General features: G+C 40.7%; 24 protein-coding genes. 16 read left to right on the top strand and 8 right to left on the bottom strand.

Features of this window, described 5'->3' with window-relative positions; translation table 11 throughout:
* The first annotated feature begins 222 nt into the window (after positions 1 to 222).
* Positions 223 to 1,584 (top strand): glutathione-disulfide reductase, encoded by a 1,362-nt coding sequence (gene gorA / locus FHG08_RS05755; RefSeq protein ID WP_178954859.1) that lies wholly within the window; start codon positions 223 to 225, stop codon positions 1,582 to 1,584.
* 151 nt (positions 1,585 to 1,735) lie between these two features.
* Here gorA and zapE read toward each other — a convergent pair whose 3' ends face one another.
* On the bottom strand, positions 1,736 to 2,824 hold the full coding sequence (zapE, locus tag FHG08_RS05750) for a cell division protein ZapE (protein WP_054202362.1): 1,089 nt from the start codon (positions 2,822 to 2,824) through the stop codon (positions 1,736 to 1,738).
* 121 nt (positions 2,825 to 2,945) lie between these two features.
* Here zapE and FHG08_RS05745 point away from each other — a divergent pair, with 121 nt between their 5' ends.
* From FHG08_RS05745 to FHG08_RS05735, 3 genes are all read left to right on the top strand, one after another.
* The gene (locus FHG08_RS05745; protein ID WP_054202363.1) at positions 2,946 to 3,380 is read left to right on the top strand and encodes a YhcB family protein; all 435 of its coding nucleotides are present in this window, start codon (positions 2,946 to 2,948) and stop codon (positions 3,378 to 3,380) included.
* Between the two features lie 131 nt (positions 3,381 to 3,511).
* Positions 3,512 to 4,864 (top strand): Do family serine endopeptidase, encoded by a 1,353-nt coding sequence (locus tag FHG08_RS05740; RefSeq protein ID WP_054202364.1) that lies wholly within the window; start codon positions 3,512 to 3,514, stop codon positions 4,862 to 4,864.
* A gap of 87 nt (positions 4,865 to 4,951) precedes the next feature.
* Complete coding sequence (locus FHG08_RS05735; protein ID WP_054202365.1) at positions 4,952 to 6,034, top strand: trypsin-like peptidase domain-containing protein; 1,083 nt, start codon at positions 4,952 to 4,954, stop codon at positions 6,032 to 6,034.
* A gap of 91 nt (positions 6,035 to 6,125) precedes the next feature.
* Here the strand turns inward: FHG08_RS05735 and murA are convergent, their stop codons facing one another.
* Genes murA through FHG08_RS05700 form a run of 7 tightly spaced genes read right to left on the bottom strand, consistent with a single transcriptional unit; the run spans position 6,126 to position 10,792 of the window.
* Entirely contained in the window at positions 6,126 to 7,385 is a 1,260-nt protein-coding gene (gene murA / locus FHG08_RS05730) for a UDP-N-acetylglucosamine 1-carboxyvinyltransferase (RefSeq protein ID WP_055013340.1), read from the bottom strand.
* A gap of 14 nt (positions 7,386 to 7,399) precedes the next feature.
* Entirely contained in the window at positions 7,400 to 7,657 is a 258-nt protein-coding gene (locus FHG08_RS05725) for a BolA family protein (protein WP_007378312.1), read from the bottom strand.
* A gap of 5 nt (positions 7,658 to 7,662) precedes the next feature.
* Positions 7,663 to 7,956: a lipid asymmetry maintenance protein MlaB gene (locus tag FHG08_RS05720; RefSeq protein ID WP_138570633.1), complete on the bottom strand. Its 294-nt coding sequence runs from the start codon at positions 7,954 to 7,956 to the stop codon at positions 7,663 to 7,665.
* Positions 7,949 to 8,629, bottom strand: a complete 681-nt coding sequence (locus FHG08_RS05715) for a phospholipid-binding protein MlaC (protein WP_178954857.1) — start codon at positions 8,627 to 8,629, stop codon at positions 7,949 to 7,951. Before FHG08_RS05715 ends, FHG08_RS05720 begins: the two co-directional genes overlap by 8 nt.
* 5 nt (positions 8,630 to 8,634) lie before the next feature.
* Entirely contained in the window at positions 8,635 to 9,183 is a 549-nt protein-coding gene (gene mlaD, locus FHG08_RS05710; protein WP_008115537.1) for an outer membrane lipid asymmetry maintenance protein MlaD, read from the bottom strand.
* A gap of 14 nt (positions 9,184 to 9,197) precedes the next feature.
* Complete coding sequence (gene mlaE / locus FHG08_RS05705; RefSeq protein ID WP_178954847.1) at positions 9,198 to 9,977, bottom strand: lipid asymmetry maintenance ABC transporter permease subunit MlaE; 780 nt, start codon at positions 9,975 to 9,977, stop codon at positions 9,198 to 9,200.
* Positions 9,977 to 10,792 carry an ATP-binding cassette domain-containing protein gene (locus FHG08_RS05700; protein WP_178954845.1) on the bottom strand — a complete coding sequence of 272 codons (816 nt, stop codon included), beginning with the start codon at positions 10,790 to 10,792 and terminating at the stop codon, positions 9,977 to 9,979. The genes mlaE and FHG08_RS05700 overlap by 1 nt, the downstream gene beginning before the upstream one ends.
* A 265-nt stretch (positions 10,793 to 11,057) precedes the next feature.
* Here FHG08_RS05700 and FHG08_RS05695 point away from each other — a divergent pair, with 265 nt between their 5' ends.
* The 12 genes from FHG08_RS05695 to mgtE all read left to right on the top strand — a co-directional run bounded on the left by FHG08_RS05695 (position 11,058) and on the right by mgtE (position 20,312).
* Positions 11,058 to 12,026: a calcium/sodium antiporter gene (locus FHG08_RS05695; protein ID WP_054202369.1), complete on the top strand. Its 969-nt coding sequence runs from the start codon at positions 11,058 to 11,060 to the stop codon at positions 12,024 to 12,026.
* Between the two features lie 3 nt (positions 12,027 to 12,029).
* The gene (locus FHG08_RS05690) at positions 12,030 to 13,001 is read left to right on the top strand and encodes a KpsF/GutQ family sugar-phosphate isomerase (protein WP_010390569.1); all 972 of its coding nucleotides are present in this window, start codon (positions 12,030 to 12,032) and stop codon (positions 12,999 to 13,001) included.
* Entirely contained in the window at positions 13,002 to 13,553 is a 552-nt protein-coding gene (gene kdsC / locus FHG08_RS05685; protein ID WP_010390568.1) for a 3-deoxy-manno-octulosonate-8-phosphatase KdsC, read from the top strand.
* Positions 13,550 to 14,104 (top strand): LPS export ABC transporter periplasmic protein LptC, encoded by a 555-nt coding sequence (gene lptC / locus FHG08_RS05680; protein WP_010390567.1) that lies wholly within the window; start codon positions 13,550 to 13,552, stop codon positions 14,102 to 14,104. Before kdsC ends, lptC begins: the two co-directional genes overlap by 4 nt.
* The gene (gene lptA, locus FHG08_RS05675) at positions 14,094 to 14,633 is read left to right on the top strand and encodes a lipopolysaccharide transport periplasmic protein LptA (RefSeq protein WP_178954826.1); all 540 of its coding nucleotides are present in this window, start codon (positions 14,094 to 14,096) and stop codon (positions 14,631 to 14,633) included. Before lptC ends, lptA begins: the two co-directional genes overlap by 11 nt.
* A complete protein-coding gene (lptB, locus tag FHG08_RS05670) occupies positions 14,630 to 15,355 on the top strand; it encodes an LPS export ABC transporter ATP-binding protein (protein ID WP_138609041.1) in 726 nt (241 codons plus the stop codon). Before lptA ends, lptB begins: the two co-directional genes overlap by 4 nt.
* A gap of 69 nt (positions 15,356 to 15,424) precedes the next feature.
* Positions 15,425 to 16,924 (top strand): RNA polymerase factor sigma-54, encoded by a 1,500-nt coding sequence (locus tag FHG08_RS05665; RefSeq protein ID WP_178954824.1) that lies wholly within the window; start codon positions 15,425 to 15,427, stop codon positions 16,922 to 16,924.
* Positions 16,925 to 16,950: 26 nt separating this feature from the next.
* On the top strand, positions 16,951 to 17,238 hold the full coding sequence (hpf, locus tag FHG08_RS05660; RefSeq protein WP_010390562.1) for a ribosome hibernation promoting factor: 288 nt from the start codon (positions 16,951 to 16,953) through the stop codon (positions 17,236 to 17,238).
* Between the two features lie 4 nt (positions 17,239 to 17,242).
* Positions 17,243 to 17,695, top strand: coding sequence for a PTS IIA-like nitrogen regulatory protein PtsN (ptsN, locus tag FHG08_RS05655; protein ID WP_178956830.1), 453 nt, complete (start codon positions 17,243 to 17,245; stop codon positions 17,693 to 17,695).
* 19 nt (positions 17,696 to 17,714) lie between these two features.
* Entirely contained in the window at positions 17,715 to 18,557 is an 843-nt protein-coding gene (gene rapZ / locus FHG08_RS05650) for an RNase adapter RapZ (protein WP_178954822.1), read from the top strand.
* A gap of 17 nt (positions 18,558 to 18,574) precedes the next feature.
* Positions 18,575 to 18,847, top strand: a complete 273-nt coding sequence (locus tag FHG08_RS05645) for an HPr family phosphocarrier protein (protein WP_138609047.1) — start codon at positions 18,575 to 18,577, stop codon at positions 18,845 to 18,847.
* A gap of 106 nt (positions 18,848 to 18,953) precedes the next feature.
* Complete coding sequence (mgtE, locus tag FHG08_RS05640; protein WP_008115512.1) at positions 18,954 to 20,312, top strand: magnesium transporter; 1,359 nt, start codon at positions 18,954 to 18,956, stop codon at positions 20,310 to 20,312.
* Positions 20,313 to 20,320: the final 8 nt, after the last annotated feature.

Below are 20,320 nucleotides of genomic sequence, written 5' to 3'. Positions count from 1 at the left end.
TCAGTTTATGCAAATATAAAAATGAAGTTGGGGCAAAATACGTAAATACAAGGGGAAGTGTTCAGCTCTTAGCTTAATATACGCTCGACTAATAATACCTTGATCTTAACTAGCTTGATTTTCGTTTGATGGTAGAGGTTTTAGCAAACCTGAACAAGTGACTTGTTCATCGCATATGATATTATCGGTAAAACATTGTTAAACACATTTAGAGGATTAAACATGGCTCAGCATTTTGATTACATTGCAATTGGTGGCGGTAGTGGTGGTATTGCATCAGCTAACCGTGCAGCAATGCGTGGCGCAAAAGTAGCATTAATTGAAGCTAAACACATGGGTGGCACCTGCGTAAACGTAGGGTGTGTTCCTAAAAAAGTAATGTGGCATGGCGCTCAAGTTGCTGAAGCAATTAATCTTTATGCTCCTGATTACGGTTTTGATGTTGAAGTTAAAGGCTTTGATTGGTCAAAACTAGTAGAAAGCCGTGAAGCCTATATTGGCCGTATTCACAAAGGCTATGATAATGGTTTAGCTAAAAATGGCGTAACTGTGATCAAAGGTTTTGCAAAGTTTGTTGATAGTAAAACCGTTGAAGTAGATGGCGAGCACTATACTGCCGATCACATTTTAGTTGCCGTTGGTGGCCGCCCTACTATTCCTAATATTCCAGGTGCTGAACACGGTATTGATTCAAACGGCTTTTTTGAGCTGAACGAACAACCTAAACGTGTTGCCGTTGTTGGTGCCGGTTATATTGCCGTAGAAATTGCCGGTGTTTTACACAGCTTAGGTACACAAACTCACTTATTTGTTCGTAAGAGCAAGCCACTGCGTACTTTTGACCCATACATTATCGACACACTGGTTGATATTATGGCAAAAGAAGGCCCAACACTGCACACTGAGTGTTCACCAAAAGAAGTGGTAAAAGAGGCTGATGGCAGCTTAACGATTCATTTTGAGAATGGTTACAGCGAAAATGTTGATCAGGTTATTTGGGCTATAGGCCGCACGCCAACAACCGATAAAATTAACCTTGCTGCAGCAGGCGTAGAAATAAACGAAAGCGGTTATGTAAAAGTAGATGAATACCAAAACACCACAGCTGAAAATGTATACGCTGTGGGTGATATTATCGAAAATGGTATTGAGCTTACACCGGTTGCTGTTAAAGCGGGTCGTACTCTATCGGAGCGTTTATTTAATAAAGAATTGCCGAACGATTTAAAAATGGACTACAGCCTAGTACCAACCGTAGTATTTAGCCACCCACCTATCGGCACCATTGGTTTGACTGAGCAAGAAGCGATTTCTCAGTACGGCGGCGAAAATGTAAAAGTATACAAATCAAGCTTTGCGGCTATGTATACTGCAGTTACTCAGCACCGCCAAGCCTGTAATATGATGTTAGTGTGTGCAGGCGATGATGAAAAAGTTGTGGGCTTACACGGTATTGGTTTTACCGTTGATGAAATGATTCAGGGTTTTGCAGTCGCAATGAAAATGGGCGCGACTAAAGCCGATTTTGATGCGGTTGTAGCATTACACCCAACCGGGTCTGAAGAGTTTGTTACCATGAGGTAAGTTCGAGGTTCGAGGTTCGAGAAATAAAAAAACCTTGCGGTTAACATCGCAAGGTTTTTTTATTTTAAATGACCAACTTTACGCGGGGTAAACCCGCTGCTACGTAATTTCAGCCCGTAGCTCGCAGCCCGTTAACTCTAACCTTCGTATTTTAAGCTAAATGCTCTCGGGCTAAATACTCTAACGATTGCATTTCTTGTAAGCGACTAATACAGCGTTTAAATTCAAAGTTTAAATTGCCTTGTGTATACAGCTCGGTAATCGGTTTTTCTGCAGAGATAATTAACGTTACATTACGCTCATAAAATTCATCTACTAACGCAATAAAGCGCCTTGCTGCATCATCATTATTTTGCCCTAGCTGTTTTACATTAGATAAAATCACCGTGTTATATAACCGGCTTATTTCCATGTAATCAACTTGGCTACGGGCAGTTTCACACAGTTCGCTAAATTCAAACATAACGATGCAGTCAGATACTTTGCGAGTGTTGATCATCCGCCCTTCTATTTCTATTGGGGTATCTAGTTTACCGACTTCTGGCGAGAGCTTGTCAAAATATTCGAATAGGTTTTTATCGGCTTGTTCATCAAGCGGGCTATGAAAAATTTCTGCTTGCTCAAGAGTACGTAATCGGTAATCAACGCCTGAATCTACATTAACTATTTCAGTATGCTTATTCACTAAGGCAATAGCTGGTAAAAAACGGGCACGCTGTAAACCATTGCGGTATAAGTCGTCAGGTATAATATTTGACGTGGCAACCAGTACAATACCGCGAGCGAATAATGCTTCCATTAAACCACCGAGCAACATAGCGTCGGTAATGTCTTGAACAAAAAATTCATCAAAACAAATTATGTCTGTTTCTGCTTTGAAAATATCGGCTACTGTTTCTAAAGGGTTGGCAGTGTTATTTAACTTTTTAAGTTCATCGTGTACTCGGTGCATAAAGCGGTGAAAATGCACTCGCATTTTTCTATCACCCGGTAACGCTTCATAAAAAGTATCAACAAGGTAAGTTTTACCACGGCCTACACCACCCCAAAAGTATAAACCTTTAATTGGAGCTGGCTCTGCTTTATTAAAAAGCTTTGCAAAAAAACCTTTAGATTGTGGTTTTGCTTGTGTTAAATCGTCGTATAAACGCTGTAAATGACGAACTGCATTTTCTTGTGCTGCGTCATGTACAAAGTCATCGCGTTGAAGGTCTTGCTGGTATGTTTGCCAAGGAGTCATATCTATTTACAGTTAAAACACAGTTTAATTTGTAAAGCATATTAACACGCATCAATACTCAGGGTATATTAGACTTAGTAGCATTTTAATTTTTTAGTTATTTTCGCATAGAGGTGAATTTATGGGTACATTTACATGGGTAGGATTAGTGGTAGTAGTTGCTATTGCTGCATTTTTCGTTGGTGCCTTTGTCACTAAAAAACAGTTTAAACAAGATGAATTAGAGCAACAAGCAGAGCAAGCTAAGCATTCGCTTGAGCAGTATCGCCAAGATGTTGCCGACCATTTGGCGAATACTGGTAAGTTAGTAAACAAAATGAAAGAAAACTACGATCAGTTATTAAGTCATGTTGAAGAAACCAATCAACTGTTACTCGAAGACAGAAATAAAGCCCCTGCTGAGCCGTTTTTCTCAAAAGAAACCACAGAGCAATTACAAGCGTCATTAAAAGAACGTAGTTCAGATCGCTCAAACGCCGATGCTCAACCAGCGGATTATGTGTCGGGTAAGTCAGGTTTATTTGCAGGTGATGTGAATACTTCTAAAGCATCTTGATGAACTTTTTTTTGACCCCATAGTCTTTAAGTAATATACCTAGCCAAGTGTGAGCTAGGTATACAGCTTTGATACTTTTTTGAGGCTGCTTATTGCAGCCTTTTGCTTTTTAAGTGGAGTAAACCCTGACTATGAAAATGAAATTATCACTTATCAGTGCTGCTATTTTATCTACTAGCTTATTATTAAGCCCAACCGCCTCGTTTGCTAAGTTGCCGGTTGCCGTTAATGGTCAACAATTACCAACACTTGCCCCTATGCTTGAGCAAATCACGCCAGGTGTAGTGAGTATTCAGGTTTCAGGCTCTAAAGAAGTGCGTCGACGTGGTGACCCACTCGATTTCTTTTTTGGCAACCCGCAGCCACGTAGCCAAAAGCGACAGTTTAGTGGTTTAGGCTCTGGAGTTATTATTGATGCCGATAAAGGCTATGTGGTTACTAACAACCATGTTGTACAAGACGCCGAAAAAATGGTGGTTACCCTCGAAGATGGTCGCGAATATGATGCAACAAAAATTGGTAGCGATAAAGAGTCTGATATTGCGCTACTACAAATAGACGCAGATGAATTAACCGCGGTAAAACTTGCTAACTCAGATGACTTACGTGTCGGTGATTTTGCTGTAGCTATTGGTAACCCTTTTGGTTTAAGCCATACCGTTACCTCAGGTATTGTTAGCGCATTAGGTCGTAGTGGTTTAAATATTGAAGGTTACGAAGATTTCATTCAAACCGATGCCGCGATTAACCAAGGCAACTCAGGTGGCGCTTTAGTTAATTTAAACGGTGAGTTAATTGGTATTAATACCGCTATTTTAGGTGCATCGGGTGGTAATGTGGGGATTGGTTTTGCTATTCCATCAAACATGATGAAAAACCTTGTTGATCAAATTGTAGAGCATGGTGAAGTACGCCGTGGCTCGCTAGGTATTTCAGGCCGCCCTCTTGATGCAGGCCTTGCCAAAGCACAGCAGCTTGATGTTAAACAAGGCGCTTACGTTATGCAGGTACTCGATGACACAGCTGCCAGCAAAGCCGGTATTAAAGCAGGCGATGTGATTATTAGCATTAATGGCAGCGAAATTAGTGGCTTCCATGAACTGCGAAGCAAAATAGCCACCTTAGGTGAAGGCCGTGAAGTGCAGCTAGGAATTTATCGTGACGGTAAAGTTAAAAACGTTGAAGTTACCCTAGATGGCGCATCAGGAATTACAGCTGCAGGTGAAGAATTACACCCAGCATTCCAAGGTGCAACACTAGAAAATGTGAAGAAAAACAAAATGAAAGGCATTGAGGTAACCTCGGTCGATCCTCGTTCACCATCAGCACGGGTTGGCCTTGAAGAAGGCGATGTTATTGTGCAAGTAAACCGTCAACGGGTAGAAAGCATTCGCGACATGAACCAAATTATCGACGATATTCAAGGTAATATTGTGTTAGGTGTTAAACGCGGACGCGAGTCTATCTTTGTATTAATTCAGTAATAATACAATAAAAGTAACAGCGGCACTTGCCGCTGTTATTTTTTTTGTGCCATCATAAAGGGATTGCTCACTAACAATAAGAATACCGTGCTAAAACTTCTAAAATTTGTACTTCCTCCTTTGTTTGCCGGTTTAGGCATTGCTTTTTTAGTGGTTTTTTTCAGCCCTAACATGCGGACTGCATTACTACCTAATGTTCCCCTGCCAAGCGCAATGACCACAAGCCATTTAAGCTTTTCGGATGCGGTTAAACGCGCGGCACCATCGGTCGTCACTATTTTTTCAGAAAGCATTTCTAAAGAGCCACGCTACAAGCGCCAAAATACGGTGCAAGAGCTCGGATCTGGCGTGATCATGTCACCCGATGGCTATATATTGACAAACTACCATGTGATCAATAATGCCGACCAAATACTGGTGATTCTTACCGATGGGAGACGTTTTTTTGATGTACAACTTATTGGCTTTGATACCATTACCGATTTAGCATTATTAAAAATAAATGCCAACCACCTCCCTGTTATTCCTGTTAATGACAACTACACCTCGAATGTAGGCGATTTGGTGTTAGCAATCGGGAATCCATTAAATTTAGGGCAAACAATTACTCAGGGGATCATTAGCGCCACTGGTAAGCAAAAAATTACCGACAGTCCTTACAATAATTTATTGCAGATGGATGCCGCTATTAACGTGGGTAATTCGGGGGGAGCGCTGGTAAATTCTAATGGCGACTTAGTAGGGATCACCTCAGCCCAATTTAAAACCCGTGAGAACTTGAACATTCAGGGAATATTTTTTGCTGTACCTTACACCCTTGCTAAAGAAGTTATGGGTAAACTTATTCGCCATGGTCGTGTTGTTCGTGGTTATTTGGGCTTTGAAGGCACTGCAGTAGATAGTACAGGCAAAGAGGTCAATGATAGCTTAACGCCTGTCGCAGGCATGCGTATTACCAATCTCGACCCTCTAGGTCCTGCATGGCAGGCGGGTATAGAAGAGCAAGATATTGTAATTAAAATTGCTGGGCTTTCAGTGGCTAATCCACAAAATGTATTAAAAAAGATAGGCAGTACCGAGCCAGGTAAAGAAATTGAGTTTGAGCTATACCGTAACGGTAAAATACAAAAAATAATGGTGAAAGTAGCCGAGCTCGAAACCAAGCTATAAAGCGCTTGTTTATATTTTGGCATTAGACATAAAAAAACGCGATATATAATCGCGTTTTTTATGCGTTAGAATAATAATTGTATTAATATAACTAATTGCTTTTGCGTTTGATGTTAGCACCTAACGCACTGAGTTTATCTTCAATACGCTGATAACCTCTATCTACATGATAAATACGATCAACAACCGTTTCACCTTGGGCCACAATCCCCGTTAAAATAAGGCTCGCTGATGCTCGTAAATCGGTTGCCATAACCTGCGCACCCGATAAGCTTTGAGTCTCACCACAAAAAGCCGTATTGCCTTCAAGGCGAATATTAGCGCCCATACGTTGTAACTCAGGCACATGCATAAACCGATTTTCAAAAATAGTCTCGGTAATGGTCGCACTGCCGTTAGCCACTACATTTAAAGCGGTAAATTGAGCTTGCATGTCGGTTGGAAAACCTGGGTGCGGCATAGTTTTAATATTAACCGCTTTAAGCTCTCGGCCTCGCATATCAAGATAAATACTATCCTCATGCACTTCTAGTAGCGCATTGGTTGCACGCAGTTTTTCAATTACCGGCTCAAGTGAATGAAAGTCGGTCATTTTACACAGTACTTCGCCACCGGCCATCGCGGCTGCAACTAAGAAGGTACCGGTTTCAATACGATCCGGTAATATGCGGTGCTCACAACCAGATAAACGCTCAACCCCTTCAATCTCAATACGGCTAGAACCTGCACCAGTAATTTTAGCGCCCATTGCAATTAAGCAATTAGCTAAATCGATGATTTCGGGCTCGCGCGCTGCATTTTCTAAAACAGTTTTGCCATCTGCAAGTGTTGCCGCCATGAGTAAGTTTTCGGTAGCACCGACACTGATCATTTCCATGAAAATTTCAGCGCCTTTTAAGCGTCCATCTACTTTGGCATTAATATAACCATTTTCCACAGTTATTTGCGCGCCCATGCGCTCTAAACCTTGAATATGAATATCAACTGGGCGTGCACCAATAGCACAGCCACCAGGCAAAGATACTTGAGCCTCACCAAAACGAGCCACTAAAGGCCCAAGTGCGAGCACTGATGCGCGCATTTGCTTTACTAATTCATAAGGCGCTAACGTACTATTTACCGTGGCACCATCAATAATCAGTGAATCACCTTGCCACTGAACATCAGCGCCTAAGGTTTTTAATAAGGCTTCAGTAGTTATAATATCGCGAAGCCGCGGTACATTAGTAAAGGTACTCTTGCCCTCGGGCAATAAGGCTGCAAATAAAATAGGCAGTGCCGCATTTTTAGCGCCAGAAATAGTTACTTCACCAGCCAGCGAAGTGCCACCTTGAATTACAAATTGATCCATCTAAGGGGCCTTATTTATTGCGGTAAAATGAATTTTTGCTCACGTTTCCACTCAGTCGGAGTAAAAGCGCGGATAGAAACAGCGTGAATGGTACCATCTGAAATAGTATTCATTAATGGGCCATACACTAACTGTTGCTTTTTAACACGACTTAATCCGTCAAAGCATTCACCAACTGCAATTACTTCATAATGACTGCCATTGGCTTTTACATGCACTTCAGCTAACTGAAGTTCGTCGCGTAATAATGTTTCGACTTGACTCGTTTCCATAACTCTCACTCAAATAGGGTTGTAACCTGACCCAACTGCATAAGGTTTTGCAGTTGTTCAGGTGGGTTTTGCAATTCAAGGCGAATGCCTTGCTGCTTAAATTCTGTAAAAGAGTGAATTAACCAAGCTAAGCCGGCTGTGTCAACCCTTGTGACCTCACTTAGGTCAAAATAAAGGGTTTTATGCTTAGTTTGTCGCTTAGTGTTCAGAAGCCGTTCATTGCCAATTGAGTTATGAGTCAATTCACCAGTAACTCGTAAATGCTGCTCATCAACTTGGCTAATTGCCAATTTACTCATTTGTATCGCTGCCTCTAAACTGAACCGGTAGCTTACTTTTTTGCTCTAATAAGCTGCTAACATGGTCAATACCTTGTTGGCGTAAAATCCCCTGAAGTTCACTTTGTTTTGCATCAAGTAAACTAATCCCTTCAGCAATCATGTCGTAAGCTCGCCACTCACCGCTTCGGTCTTCACGTACTTTAAAATCAATTTTTATATCAGGTTTACCTGCTTCAACAATTTTGGTTTTTACCACCACCACGTCTTTACCTTTAAACGGTTGCTCGGCAGCAAATTCAACTTGTTGATTAGTGTATTGGGTAAATACACCGGCATAGGTGGCAACTAAGTACTCTCTAAACGCACCAATAAAACGCTGAATATCTTCAATTGCTTTTGCTTTTTCTGCCTTGTCGGTAATTGCGCGTACCTTAGACACTTCGCTACCTAACACTCTTAGTGCTGCATATTTGTAGTCGATGTACGGCATTAACTCTTCTTCAACAATAACACGTAAATGTTCTTTATCTTTTACTATTAATGGTTGATCTTGAGTAATTCGTGCAAAGGTATTGTCAGCAACTTGACGTACCATTTTATTAGGATCAGTTAATTTTACTTCTGCTGCTTGCACGCTTTGTAATAGCATTAAACTTACCAGCGCAATACTTACTAAAAATGTTTTCAACATAATAATTACTCACTACCTTGGTTGAATAAGAACTGGCCAATTAATTCTTCAAGTACCAATGCCGATTTGGTATCAGTGATTGAATCGCCACTTGCTAATGCTTTGCTTTGCACCCCAAATAAATCATCAATAGCTTGGTCTTGTGCACTGTTTGCAACATCTTCGCCTAAACAACGTTGCTTAGCTGAATCCGAGGCGATCACAGGGTTAATACCTAAATATTGCTCACCTAAAATACCCGAGGTTAAAATTGAGATAGAGCTGGTATCTGAAAAACGACATAAATACTGCGCATCAATACTCATGTTCACCACAGGTAAAAACTCTTGCGGGTGTACATAAATTGACTCGACACGACCAATAACAACTCCCCCTACTTTAATGGGCGCGCGAGTTTTTAATGAGCCTATATTTTCAAACTTGGCGTTTAATGTGTAGGTTTCACCTGAGCCGCTAATACCTGAATTAGCCACTTTAAGCGCTAGCATTGAAAATGCTAAAATACCCAGTGCGACAAAAAAACCAACTAAAATTTCTAATTTCCGTGAATTCATTATTTAATACCCTATTAGCTAGTAAACATTACCGCTGTCAAAATAAAGTCAAAACCTAATACCGCCAGTGATGAATGTACCACTGTTTCTGTTGTTGCCTTGCTGATCCCCTCTGATGTAGGAATACAGTCATACCCTTTATAAAGCGCAATCCAAGTTACAACAATCGCAAATACGATACTTTTAATTAAACCGTTTAGTATATCTTTTTCAAACGACACCTGAGATTGCATTATTGACCAAAAGCTTCCGGTATCAACGCCTAGCCAATCAACACCCACTAAGTGAGCACCAATAATAGCGACCGCTGAAAAAATTAACGCCAGTAGCGGCATACTAATTAAGCCAGCCCAAAATCGCGGCGCAATAATACGTCTAAGCGGATCGATAGCCATCATCTCTAGCGACGATAATTGCTCGGTGGCTTTCATTAAGCCGATTTCAGCAGTTAACGCACTGCCTGCCCTGCCTGCAAATAATAACGCAGTAACTACCGGTCCAAGCTCACGTAACAAGCTAAGCGCTACTAACGGACCTAGGCTATCTTCTGCGCCATAATCAACTAAAACGGTATAACCTTGCAGCGCTAAAACCATGCCGATAAATAATCCCGACACAACAATAATCAACAGCGATTGTGAACCAACCATGTAAAGTTGGCGCACTAGCAGAGGCGTACCTTTTTTAAAATTGGGTAAATGCCATAATGCACTTGCTAGCATGTGAGTGGAGCGCCCAAGTGCAGCAAAACGACCTAGTGTTTTATGGCCTATTTTTTGTAGTAAATCCAACATTACTGCGGCTCTCCTAACAGTTCATCTGCATAGGTTTGTGCTGGATAATGAAATGGTACAGGCCCATCTGATAATCCTTTTAAAAATTGTTGCACAAGTGGTGATTCGTGCTGACGCATTTCATCTGGCGTGCCGCTACCAATCACACCTTGATCGGCAATAATAATAACGTGGTCGGCAATGCTCATTACTTCAGTCACATCGTGCGTAACAATTAAAGAAGATAAACCAAGTACTTCATTTAAAGATTTAATAAGCTTAACCAACACTCCCATTGAGATAGGATCTTGTCCTGCAAAAGGCTCATCATACATAATCAGTTCAGGATCAAGCGCTATAGAGCGAGCCAAGGCTGCACGACGTGCCATACCACCGGATAACTCTGAAGGCATTAAATCTTTAGCACCACGTAAGCCAACTGCTTGTAGTTTCATTAAAACCACTAAACGAATTAAATCTTCACTGAGCTGTGTGTGCTCGCGGATAGGAAATGCGATATTGTCGAACACCGACATATCGGTAAATAATGCACCGCTTTGAAATAACATACTCATACGTTTACGTGCCGCGTAGAGCTCTTTACGGGACATGGCAACTATGCTGTCGTTTTTAAATAAAATATCACCGGAGTCGGGTTTGAGCTGGCCACCAATTAAGCGCAGCATCGTGGTTTTGCCAATTCCGCTTGGCCCCATAATGGCAGTAATTTTACCTTCTGGGACATCAAAGCTCATATTTTTGTATATGACCCTATCGCCTCTAGAAAAGGTAACATCCTTGACTTCTACTATTGATTGCGACAAGTCGCTCTCCATAACAATATTCTCTCATATTTCTATTTTAAGGGTTTTTTGGTCAAGATGGAAAAAACAATTCGTAAGATTTTGTAATAGCCACGCAAAAACAGCTATAAGACTGCGACAAATTGACTTAACCGATGCTTAAACAAGCAAGTTAACCCATTAAATAATTATTTTAATAACCGCCTAATGTATTACAGCTTACTCTTTTACTTATACTTTTATGGTGGCTTTTGTTACTATTCGCGCTATCTGAATTTACACTAACTGGCTTATCACAATGGTTACCTCGTTTGTCATTTTAATTCTCGGTTTTGCGGCTCTCGTATGGAGTGCGGACAGGTTTGTTTATGGTGCGGCGGCACTGGCTAAAAACTTTGGCGTACCAACATTAATTGTAGGTTTAACAGTGGTAGCTATGGGCTCATCGGCCCCTGAAATGATGGTATCCGCTTCGGCTGCTTTGGCAAATAAAACCGATACAGCCGTAGGTAATGCAGTTGGTTCAAACATCACTAACATATTATTAGTATTAGGTATTACAGCGCTTTTAAGACCGCTTTCAGTCTCTTCAAGTACATTAAAACGAGAAATTCCACTGGTATTATTGGTGTCTATCGCTACTTGGTATATTTTTTCAGATAACTACTTTTCGTTTTTTGAAGGCGCAGCCTTACTCTTTGGTTTTGTTGTTTTTATTGGTGGACTTATTTTTGTATCACTGCGAGCAAAAAACCAAGACGACCCCTTTGTTAGCGAAGCCTGTGATGAAGTACCTGATAATGTCCCAACCAAAAAAGCCGTTTTTTGGTTAGTCGTCGGAATGATTTTACTTCCTGTTAGCTCACACTTTTTAGTTGGCTCAGCCGTTGATATTGCAAAATATTTTGGCTTAAGTGACTTAGTAATTGGTTTAACCATAATAGCCATAGGCACCAGCCTACCTGAACTTGCTGCTTCCATTGCGGGTGTTCTTAAAAATGAAGATGATCTAGCACTGGGTAACATTGTTGGCTCAAATATTTTTAATATTCTCGCGGTGTTACCGCTGGCAGGATTAATTAACCCATCAGTTATTGACGCATCAGTAGCTAACCGTGATGTTTTAATTATGATCGGTGCAACCTTGGCACTTATTGCTATGTCATTGAACTTTAGAGGTCAAAGACGTATCAATAGACTAGAAGGTGGCGTACTCATCGTCGCATTTATGATTTACCAAGGTTATATTTTTAGTCAAGTAGGGTGATCCATGGCAACGCTAAATTTTATTCAACAAGGCTTGCGCGTCCTTGATATAGAACGTCAAGCACTCAGCGATATCGCACAATACGTTAATGAAAGCTTTGATCAAGCGTGCCAATTAATGTACGACTGCTCAGGCCGTATTATTGTTATTGGTATGGGTAAGTCGGGCCATATCGGTAATAAAATAGCAGCCACTTTAGCGAGTACTGGTAGCCCCGCATTTTTTGTACATCCTGGTGAAGCGAGTCATGGCGATTTAGGTATGATTACATCAAATGATGTGGTTATGCTTATATCTAACTCTGGCGAAACCAGTGAAGTGCTTAATATTATTCCGGTATTAAAACGCATTGGCGCAAAAATGATTGCTATGACAGGCAACGAAACGTCAACCATGGCAACATTGGCAAATGTGCATGTGTGTATTAAAGTTGAACAAGAAGCCTGCTCATTAGGCTTAGCGCCAACAGCAAGTACCACAGCAACACTCGCTATGGGCGATGCTATGGCGGTAGCATTATTAGAAGCCCGTGGTTTTACCGCTGATGATTTTGCACTGTCGCATCCAGGTGGCAGTTTAGGCAAACGCTTACTCTTAACCTTAAAAGATGTAATGCACAGCGGTATTCACACGCCTATTATTAATGAAACGCAAACCATTAAAGACGCCTTAATTGAAATGTCAGCCAAAGGGCTTGGCATGACCGCTATTATAAATAGTAATCAGCAATTATCGGGGTTGTTTACCGATGGTGATTTACGCCGTATTTTAGAGCAACGTATTGATATACACAGCACAGAAATTAATGTTGTGATGACAAAGTCATGTACAACAGCCACACAAGACATACTCGCGGCTGAAGCACTGAACATTATGGAACAAAAACGTATTAATGGTTTAATTGTGATTAATGAGCATAATCAGCCCATTGGCGCACTAAATATGCAAGACTTACTAAAAGCGGGGGTGCTATAAATGCAGTTTGAAGATCTTTATCAGCCGTTAAGTGATGATGCAAAAGCGCGCGCAAAAAAAATAAAATTATTAATTTGCGATATTGATGGTGTATTTTCTGATGGACGTATTTATCTTGGCAACCAAGGTGAAGAGCTCAAAGCATTTAATACTAAAGACGGGTTTGGCATTAAAGCCCTTATTAATAGTGGTTTTGAAGTTGCCGTGATCACAGGTCGTCACTCAAAAATAGTTCAACAACGTATGAGCAATTTAACCGTACAACATATATACCAAGGCCAAGAAGACAAACTCATTGCCTATCAAGAATTAAAACAAAAATTAGCGCTCAGCGATGAGCAAATAGCTTACATTGGTGACGATGGCCCTGACATGCCAGTGATGGAAAAAGTCGGGTTTGCAGTAGCCGTAAACGACGCCCACCCACTGATTAAACGTTTATCGCATTATGTCACTCAGTTGCCAGGCGGCTTTGGCGCAGTAAGAGAGTTAACAGATTTACTGATGCTTGAAAACAATAAGCCACTTACTAGCCAAGGAACCAGTTCATGAATGTAGCTCGCATAATACTGAGCATCTTATTCATAAGCTGTATGGTTTGGCTTTGGTATCCTTATTTTTCTCAGGTAGATATTATTGCGGATGAACAAACTCAAACTATTGCTAAGCCTGATTACACTGCGATTGAGCTAAAACAAACCGCTTATAATGAGCAAGGTAAAATAAGCCACAAAGTAACTGCGGTAAAAATGGAGTTATACCAACAACTTGGTTTTACCTTTTTTGAAAAACCTATATTTACGTTATACAACGAGCAGCAAACATGGCGTATTAACGCTGATGAGGCCACCCTCTACGACGATCGTCAACTCGTATTAGAGGGCAATGTAAAAGCGCTAAATTTAGCCGATAACGCCATGATCGATACGATCACAGCCGATAGCATCAATGTAGATATAAAACTACTCACTATGCAGTCAGAGCAGCCTGTCGTTATTACAGGACCTAATTTAAAAATCACAGGTAAAGGCCTTGAGGCCGATTTAAAAACCGAAGTGATTAAACTTATTAACCATACGCGAACCCTATATTATGACCAATAACCTATTTAAAATTCTAATTGTTCCTTCATTACTGATTGCATTTCATAGCCATGCAGAGGAAACCGTTGAAGCTCCTGCTGCTAATCAAATTTCAATTAGTGCTGACAGACAAGAAGGTCAATTAAAAGAAAACGTGGGCATTTTTGAGAAAAATGTTGAAATTATTCATGGTAATCGCCGCATTAACGCTGACCGTTTAGAAGTACATAAACGTGATGACTTAGGTGAGAATAAGCAACTTTTAATTGCCACAGGCAGCCCTGCTTATTTTGAAGAAACACAAGCTGATGGCACCATTATGAGCGCCAGTGCGAATGAAGTGCGTTACGATGTTTCGCAGCGTTTTTTAACCTTAATCGGCGAAGCCAGTATTGCTCAAGCAGGTCAAAAAATAACTGCTAAAAGTATCACCTACGATATAGAGCAGCAGTTAATTAGCGCAGAAAAAGACGAAAACTCAACAGACCGTGTACACACTATTTTAGTCCCTGTTGAAAACAAAAAAGAAGACGATAAAGGCCAACCATGAGCACATTAAAAGCAGAGCTATTAGCGAAAAGCTATAAAGGCCGTGAAGTGGTGAAAAACGTTGGCCTAGAGGTTGAAGCTGGCAGCATTGTCGGCTTACTTGGCCCCAATGGCGCAGGTAAAACCACGACTTTTTACATGATTGTAGGCCTTGTACCGAGCGATAAAGGCAAAATATCAATCGATGATCAAGATATCACTTTATTACCAATGCACAGCCGAGCTCGCCTAGGGATAGGATATTTACCACAAGAATCATCGATTTTTAGAAAGCTGACGGTCTACCAAAACTTAATGGCTATTTTAGAAACACGCAAAGAGCTTAATAAGCAGCAACGTGAAGATACCTTAAATAATTTACTTGATGAATTTAGTATTCAACATATTCGTGACAGCCAAGGTATGGCCCTATCAGGTGGTGAGCGCCGCCGTGTTGAAATTGCGCGAGCATTAGCAGCAAATCCTAAATTTATACTATTAGACGAACCCTTTGCAGGGGTTGATCCTATCTCTGTATTAGATATTAAAAAAATTATAGAACACCTTAAAAATCGAGGAATTGGCGTATTGATCACAGATCACAACGTACGCGAAACTCTTGATGTTTGTGAAAAAGCCTACATAGTTTCTCATGGAGAGTTAATTGCATCAGGCACTCCAGAATATGTATTAAACGATAAAACGGTACGCGATGTTTATTTAGGCGAGCAGTTCAAGCTCTAATATGTGTGTTATTACACTAAGCATCTGCTAATATTAATTATACTAATTTAAAAGGATTGTTAGAGATAAATGAGGCAATCATTACAGCTGCGCATGGGCCAGCAACTTACAATGACTCCACAGTTGCAACAAGCAATTCGCTTATTGCAACTCAGTACATTGGATCTCCAGCAAGAAATTCAAGAAGCGCTCGATAGCAATCCCTTGCTTGAAGTTGAAGAACAAGATTACAGTGAAGATGCTGCGGGTAAAAACGAACAAAAAGCCGATATCGAAGAATCAACGCTAAGTGCTTCAGCTGATGAAAAACCTAGCGAATATGAGCAAGATAGCGGCGAAGCCATGACCAAAGACACCATTAGCGATGATATGGCAATGGATGTTACATGGGATGAATACATGAGCGCAGCACCTGCCTCTTCATCAGGACCAATGCCTGAAGATGAATCAATTTATCAAGGCTCTTCAACTGAAACGCTACATGAATATTTAATGTGGCAATTGCAACTGACACCGTTTAGCCCTACTGATGAAGCCATCGCGATTGCTATCGTAGAAGCCGTGGACGATTCGGGCATTTTAACTCTTAGCTGTGAAGAAATATTAGAGAGCTTTAATCAAGAGAACGACATAGAAGATGAAGTTGAACTTGATGAAATAGAAGCGGTATTAAAGCGTATTCAGCTATTTGATCCGGTAGGAATAGCCGCGCGTAGTTTACAAGAGTGTTTGTGTATTCAATTGAATCAGTTTGATCAAGACACGCCTTTTTTAAACGAAACAAAAATGATCTTAACTGATCACATTGATTTATTGGCTGCGCGTGATTATCGCACGTTAATGAAGAAAACTAAGCTCAAAGAAGATGAGCTTAAAGAGGTCATGACGTTAATTCACACCCTTAGCCCAAAACCGGCAGACACTATCGTTAGAGAAGAGTCAGAGTACGTTATTCCTGATGTGTCGGTTAAAAAAGTGAAAGGCCGTTGGGTGGTTGAACTAAACCCAGATAGCATGCCTAAAATTAGGGTAAACAGCCAATATGCAGCTATGTCTCGTACGGTCAAATCAAGTGGCGATAGCCAGTTCATTCGCTCACACTTACAAGAAGCTAAATGGTTTATAAAAAGCTTAGAGAGTAGAAACGACACGCTGCTTAAAGTAACCAACTGTATTGTGCAGCAACAACAGGCCTTTTTTGAACATGGTCCTGAGGCGATGAAGCCTATGGTACTTAATGACGTAGCCGAAATGGTAGAAATGCACGAGTCGACTATTTCACGTGTTACTACGCAAAAATACATGCATACACCACGCGGTATTTTTGAGCTTAAATATTTCTTTTCCAGCCATGTAAGCACTGAAAATGGTGGTGAATGTTCTTCAACAGCAATACGCGCATTAATTAAAAAATTAATCGCTGCAGAAAACTCAGCTAAACCATTGAGTGATAGCAAAATTGCAGATATATTGGCTGAGCAAGGAATTAAAGTAGCAAGGAGAACTATTGCAAAGTATCGCGAATCTCTAGCTATTCCCCCGTCAAATCAACGTAAAAGTTTGATTTAAGGCGTACAACAAAGAGGAAAATGTTTATGCAACTGAATTTAACTGGTCGCCATGTAGATATTACCGACTCGCTTAGAGACTACGTAAATAGTAAATTTTCGAAGTTACAGAGGCACACTGATCACATAACGAATGTGCACGTTATTCTCGATGTAGAAAAACTAAACCAAAAAGCCGAAGCAACCGTTCATGTTAGTGGCGCTGAGATTTTTGCTTCTACTGAACACCAAGATATGTATGCCGCTATAGACTCGCTGATTGACAAGCTAGATCGTCAAGTAATTAAACACAAAGAGAAACTTGCTCGACACTAACACTATGAAACTAAGCTCACTTATCTGTCAGGACTGCAGTAAAGCTGCGGTCCTTTTTAATAGTAAAAAAAGAATTTTAGAATTTATCAGTGAATTGGCTCACAATAAACTGCCCTATTTAGCTCAACAAGATATTCTTAATGCATTAACAGCAAGAGAAAAACTAGGGAGCACAGGTATAGGCCGAGGAATTGCAATTCCTCATGGTCGTATGAGTGGTGTACAAGAGCCTCTTGCACTTATATTAGTGAGCGAAGCGGCTATTAATTTTGATGCAATAGATAATCGACCGGTCGACATTTTTGTTGCCTTAATTGTACCCGACGGTGACAATAAGCAGCATTTAAAAACCTTAGCCACTATAGCTGAAAAGCTCAACGATAAAGAATTTTGTAAGCAATTACGGGCGGCAAAATCCGACAATGAGCTGTACCAGATCATTGTAAGTCAACCGTAGCAATAATAAAGGGTGATAAATGGAATTAATAATTATAAGTGGTCGCTCAGGTTCTGGTAAATCTGTTGCGTTACGCGTTGTTGAGGATTTAGGTTATTATTGTGTAGATAATATACCTTTAAATTTATTACCTTCTCTTGTTCGTAGTGTTTCCGACAGCTACAATAAAATAGCTGTAAGTGTTGATGTGCGTAACTTACCTAAAGAACAACAACAGTTTAATGAAATCATTGAATATTTGCCTGGTTTTACTAAGCCAACGGTGTTTTATTTAGACAGTGACGATCAAACCTTAATCAAACGCTTTTCAGAAACACGCCGTCTTCATCCTCTTTCTATTGATTCTCTGCCACTTGATTTAGCAATAAAAAAAGAAAAACAACTCCTTGATGTACTCATTAATCGTGCCGATTATATGATTGATACCACAGGCTTAAGTGTGCATCAGCTTGCTGAGTCTATCCGTGAAAAAATACTCGGTAAAAAAGACAAACAACTGATCATTACCTTTGAGTCATTTGGCTTTAAACACGGTATACCTAAAGAAGCCGATTATGTATTTGACGCTCGCTTTTTACCAAACCCACATTGGGAGCCTGAACTTAAGCCGCTTACAGGGCTAGATCAACCAGTAAAAGACTACTTAGCCAGTCACAGCATAGTACAAAAGTTTACATGGCAAATTCAAACATTCGTGCAAACATGGCTGCCTCATTTAGAAAGAAATAACCGTAGCTATTTAACCATTGCCATTGGCTGTACCGGTGGTCAGCATCGCTCGGTTTACTTAGCGCAAACTATAGGTGAAAGTTTTGCAATGAGTCATCCTAATGTGAAAATTCGCCACCGAGAACAAGAATAAAGCTTGAGAGAATATTAATGCGGTTAGAAAGTACATTTTTAATAAAAAACAAATTAGGCCTGCATGCCAGAGCGGCTACTGTGCTGGCACAGCTTTCTGTGCAATTTGATGCCTCAATCACGTTATTTCAAGACGATAAACAAGCCGCTGGCGACAGTGTACTAGCTCTTATGCTACTCGAAAGCAGTCAAGGCAAAGAAGTTAGGGTAGTATGTGAAGGCCCTGACGCAGAACCTGCACTTAATGCAATTGGTGAGCTCATTGATCAACGATTTAATGAGCAAGAGTAATCCTGCTCATAAGCTAAGGTTAATAGTGGTTGAGGTAGTTTACTGATATAAAGTAAGATAAAGCGATACCCCATCATCGTGTAATAAAATTTAATTAAGGACGCCAATGCCTGAAGCTTTAGAACAAGATATTCCACTACAACAACTAAAACAGGTGACTAAGTCACTAAATAGTGGTCAATTTGTTCAAGTTAGGCGCATGCTAGCAAAAACGGCACCTTGTGATACCGCACTTCTTTTAGAATCATCTCCCCATAAAATTCGTCGTATGCTCTGGCAACTGGTTGATCCCGATGTGCAGGGTGATGTACTTGAAGAGCTCTCTGAAGACGTACGTTTGGGCATTATTGCGCAAATGGCACCTGAGCACATTGCTGCTGCAACAGAAGACATGGGCCATGATGATTTAGGGGAAGTACTACGTAGCCTACCAGACACCGTATATAAAGACGTTGTTAGCGCCATGGATATTCAAGATAGAGAGCGCGCAACACAAGCACTATCTTACCAAGAGCGCTCTGCTGGCGCCTTGATGAATATCGATACGGTAACTATTCGCCCTGATGTGACTCTAGATGTTGTACTGCGCTATATACGCTTACGTGGTGAACTACCTGAGGGCACTGATGACTTATACGTTGTAGATAAACATAACTGTTTTTTAGGCGCCTTATCGCTGAGCACTTTATTAACTAATCCCCCTGAAAAAATTGTTCAGGACTTGATGGATGAAGAGTGTGAATCTATTCCTATTTCAATGGATGAAAGCGAAGTAGCGCAACTATTTGAACGGCATAACTGGATATCGGCACCAGTTGTCGATGACAACGCGCATTTGCTTGGTCGTATTACTATTGATGATATCGTTGATGTTATCCGTGAAGATGCAGAGCATAGCTTATTAAGCTTAGCGGGTCTTGATGATGAAGAAGATACCTTTGCGCCGGTCTTAAAAAGCTCTAAAAAGCGCTCAATTTGGCTAGGTGTAAACTTACTAACTGCATTGCTGGCTGCAATTGTGGCGAGCTTTTTTGAAAACACCTTAGCTATATTACCAATTCTTGCTGTGCTCAATGGCATTGTCCCGTCAATGGGTGGGGTTGCAGGCAGCCAAACCTTAACTTTGGTTATTCGCGGTATCGCGGTGGGCCATATCAACCAAACTAACCAACGTTTTTTATTATTAAAAGAACTCGCTATCGGCGCGATTAACGGTATGGTTTGGTCTATCCTAATTGCCGGTGTCGTTGCGCTTTGGCAATGGGATTTCAAACTCGGTGGTGTTTTAGCGTTTGCTATGTTTATGAATTTAGTTGCAGCAGGTATTGCGGGTGCTAGTATCCCACTATTGCTTAAAAAAATGAAAATAGATCCAGCCCTTGCAGGCAGTGTGGTACTAACCACGGTAACTGATATTGTTGGTATATTTGCCTTTTTAGGCACTGCAACTTGGTTATTGATTTAATTTTTTTA

The sequence above is a fragment of the Pseudoalteromonas sp. Scap03 genome (assembly GCF_013393115.1).
Classification (GTDB): domain Bacteria; phylum Pseudomonadota; class Gammaproteobacteria; order Enterobacterales; family Alteromonadaceae; genus Pseudoalteromonas.
The sequence above is the reverse complement of the archived record's forward strand: the minus strand, read 5'-3'. Positions and strand labels throughout refer to the sequence as shown.

Excerpts from the sequence above, each read along its gene's own strand:
- FHG08_RS05695 (WP_054202369.1), top strand. The coding sequence starts at position 11,058 with ATGGTTACCTCGTTTGTCATTTTAATTCTCGGTTTTGCGGCTCTCGTA.
- FHG08_RS05665 (WP_178954824.1), top strand. The coding sequence starts at position 15,425 with ATGAGGCAATCATTACAGCTGCGCATGGGCCAGCAACTTACAATGACT.
- FHG08_RS05720 (WP_138570633.1), bottom strand. The coding sequence starts at position 7,956 with ATGAGTAAATTGGCAATTAGCCAAGTTGATGAGCAGCATTTACGAGTT.
- lptC (WP_010390567.1), top strand. The coding sequence starts at position 13,550 with ATGAATGTAGCTCGCATAATACTGAGCATCTTATTCATAAGCTGTATG.
- gorA (WP_178954859.1), top strand. The coding sequence starts at position 223 with ATGGCTCAGCATTTTGATTACATTGCAATTGGTGGCGGTAGTGGTGGT.
- lptA (WP_178954826.1), top strand. The coding sequence starts at position 14,094 with ATGACCAATAACCTATTTAAAATTCTAATTGTTCCTTCATTACTGATT.
- ptsN (WP_178956830.1), top strand. The coding sequence starts at position 17,243 with ATGAAACTAAGCTCACTTATCTGTCAGGACTGCAGTAAAGCTGCGGTC.
- hpf (WP_010390562.1), top strand. The coding sequence starts at position 16,951 with ATGCAACTGAATTTAACTGGTCGCCATGTAGATATTACCGACTCGCTT.
- lptB (WP_138609041.1), top strand. The coding sequence starts at position 14,630 with ATGAGCACATTAAAAGCAGAGCTATTAGCGAAAAGCTATAAAGGCCGT.
- FHG08_RS05690 (WP_010390569.1), top strand. The coding sequence starts at position 12,030 with ATGGCAACGCTAAATTTTATTCAACAAGGCTTGCGCGTCCTTGATATA.
- mlaE (WP_178954847.1), bottom strand. The coding sequence starts at position 9,977 with ATGTTGGATTTACTACAAAAAATAGGCCATAAAACACTAGGTCGTTTT.
- zapE (WP_054202362.1), bottom strand. The coding sequence starts at position 2,824 with ATGACTCCTTGGCAAACATACCAGCAAGACCTTCAACGCGATGACTTT.
- mgtE (WP_008115512.1), top strand. The coding sequence starts at position 18,954 with ATGCCTGAAGCTTTAGAACAAGATATTCCACTACAACAACTAAAACAG.
- FHG08_RS05700 (WP_178954845.1), bottom strand. The coding sequence starts at position 10,792 with ATGGAGAGCGACTTGTCGCAATCAATAGTAGAAGTCAAGGATGTTACC.
- FHG08_RS05740 (WP_054202364.1), top strand. The coding sequence starts at position 3,512 with ATGAAAATGAAATTATCACTTATCAGTGCTGCTATTTTATCTACTAGC.
- FHG08_RS05645 (WP_138609047.1), top strand. The coding sequence starts at position 18,575 with ATGCGGTTAGAAAGTACATTTTTAATAAAAAACAAATTAGGCCTGCAT.
- murA (WP_055013340.1), bottom strand. The coding sequence starts at position 7,385 with ATGGATCAATTTGTAATTCAAGGTGGCACTTCGCTGGCTGGTGAAGTA.
- FHG08_RS05725 (WP_007378312.1), bottom strand. The coding sequence starts at position 7,657 with ATGGAAACGAGTCAAGTCGAAACATTATTACGCGACGAACTTCAGTTA.
- FHG08_RS05715 (WP_178954857.1), bottom strand. The coding sequence starts at position 8,629 with ATGTTGAAAACATTTTTAGTAAGTATTGCGCTGGTAAGTTTAATGCTA.
- FHG08_RS05745 (WP_054202363.1), top strand. The coding sequence starts at position 2,946 with ATGGGTACATTTACATGGGTAGGATTAGTGGTAGTAGTTGCTATTGCT.
- mlaD (WP_008115537.1), bottom strand. The coding sequence starts at position 9,183 with ATGAATTCACGGAAATTAGAAATTTTAGTTGGTTTTTTTGTCGCACTG.
- kdsC (WP_010390568.1), top strand. The coding sequence starts at position 13,002 with ATGCAGTTTGAAGATCTTTATCAGCCGTTAAGTGATGATGCAAAAGCG.
- rapZ (WP_178954822.1), top strand. The coding sequence starts at position 17,715 with ATGGAATTAATAATTATAAGTGGTCGCTCAGGTTCTGGTAAATCTGTT.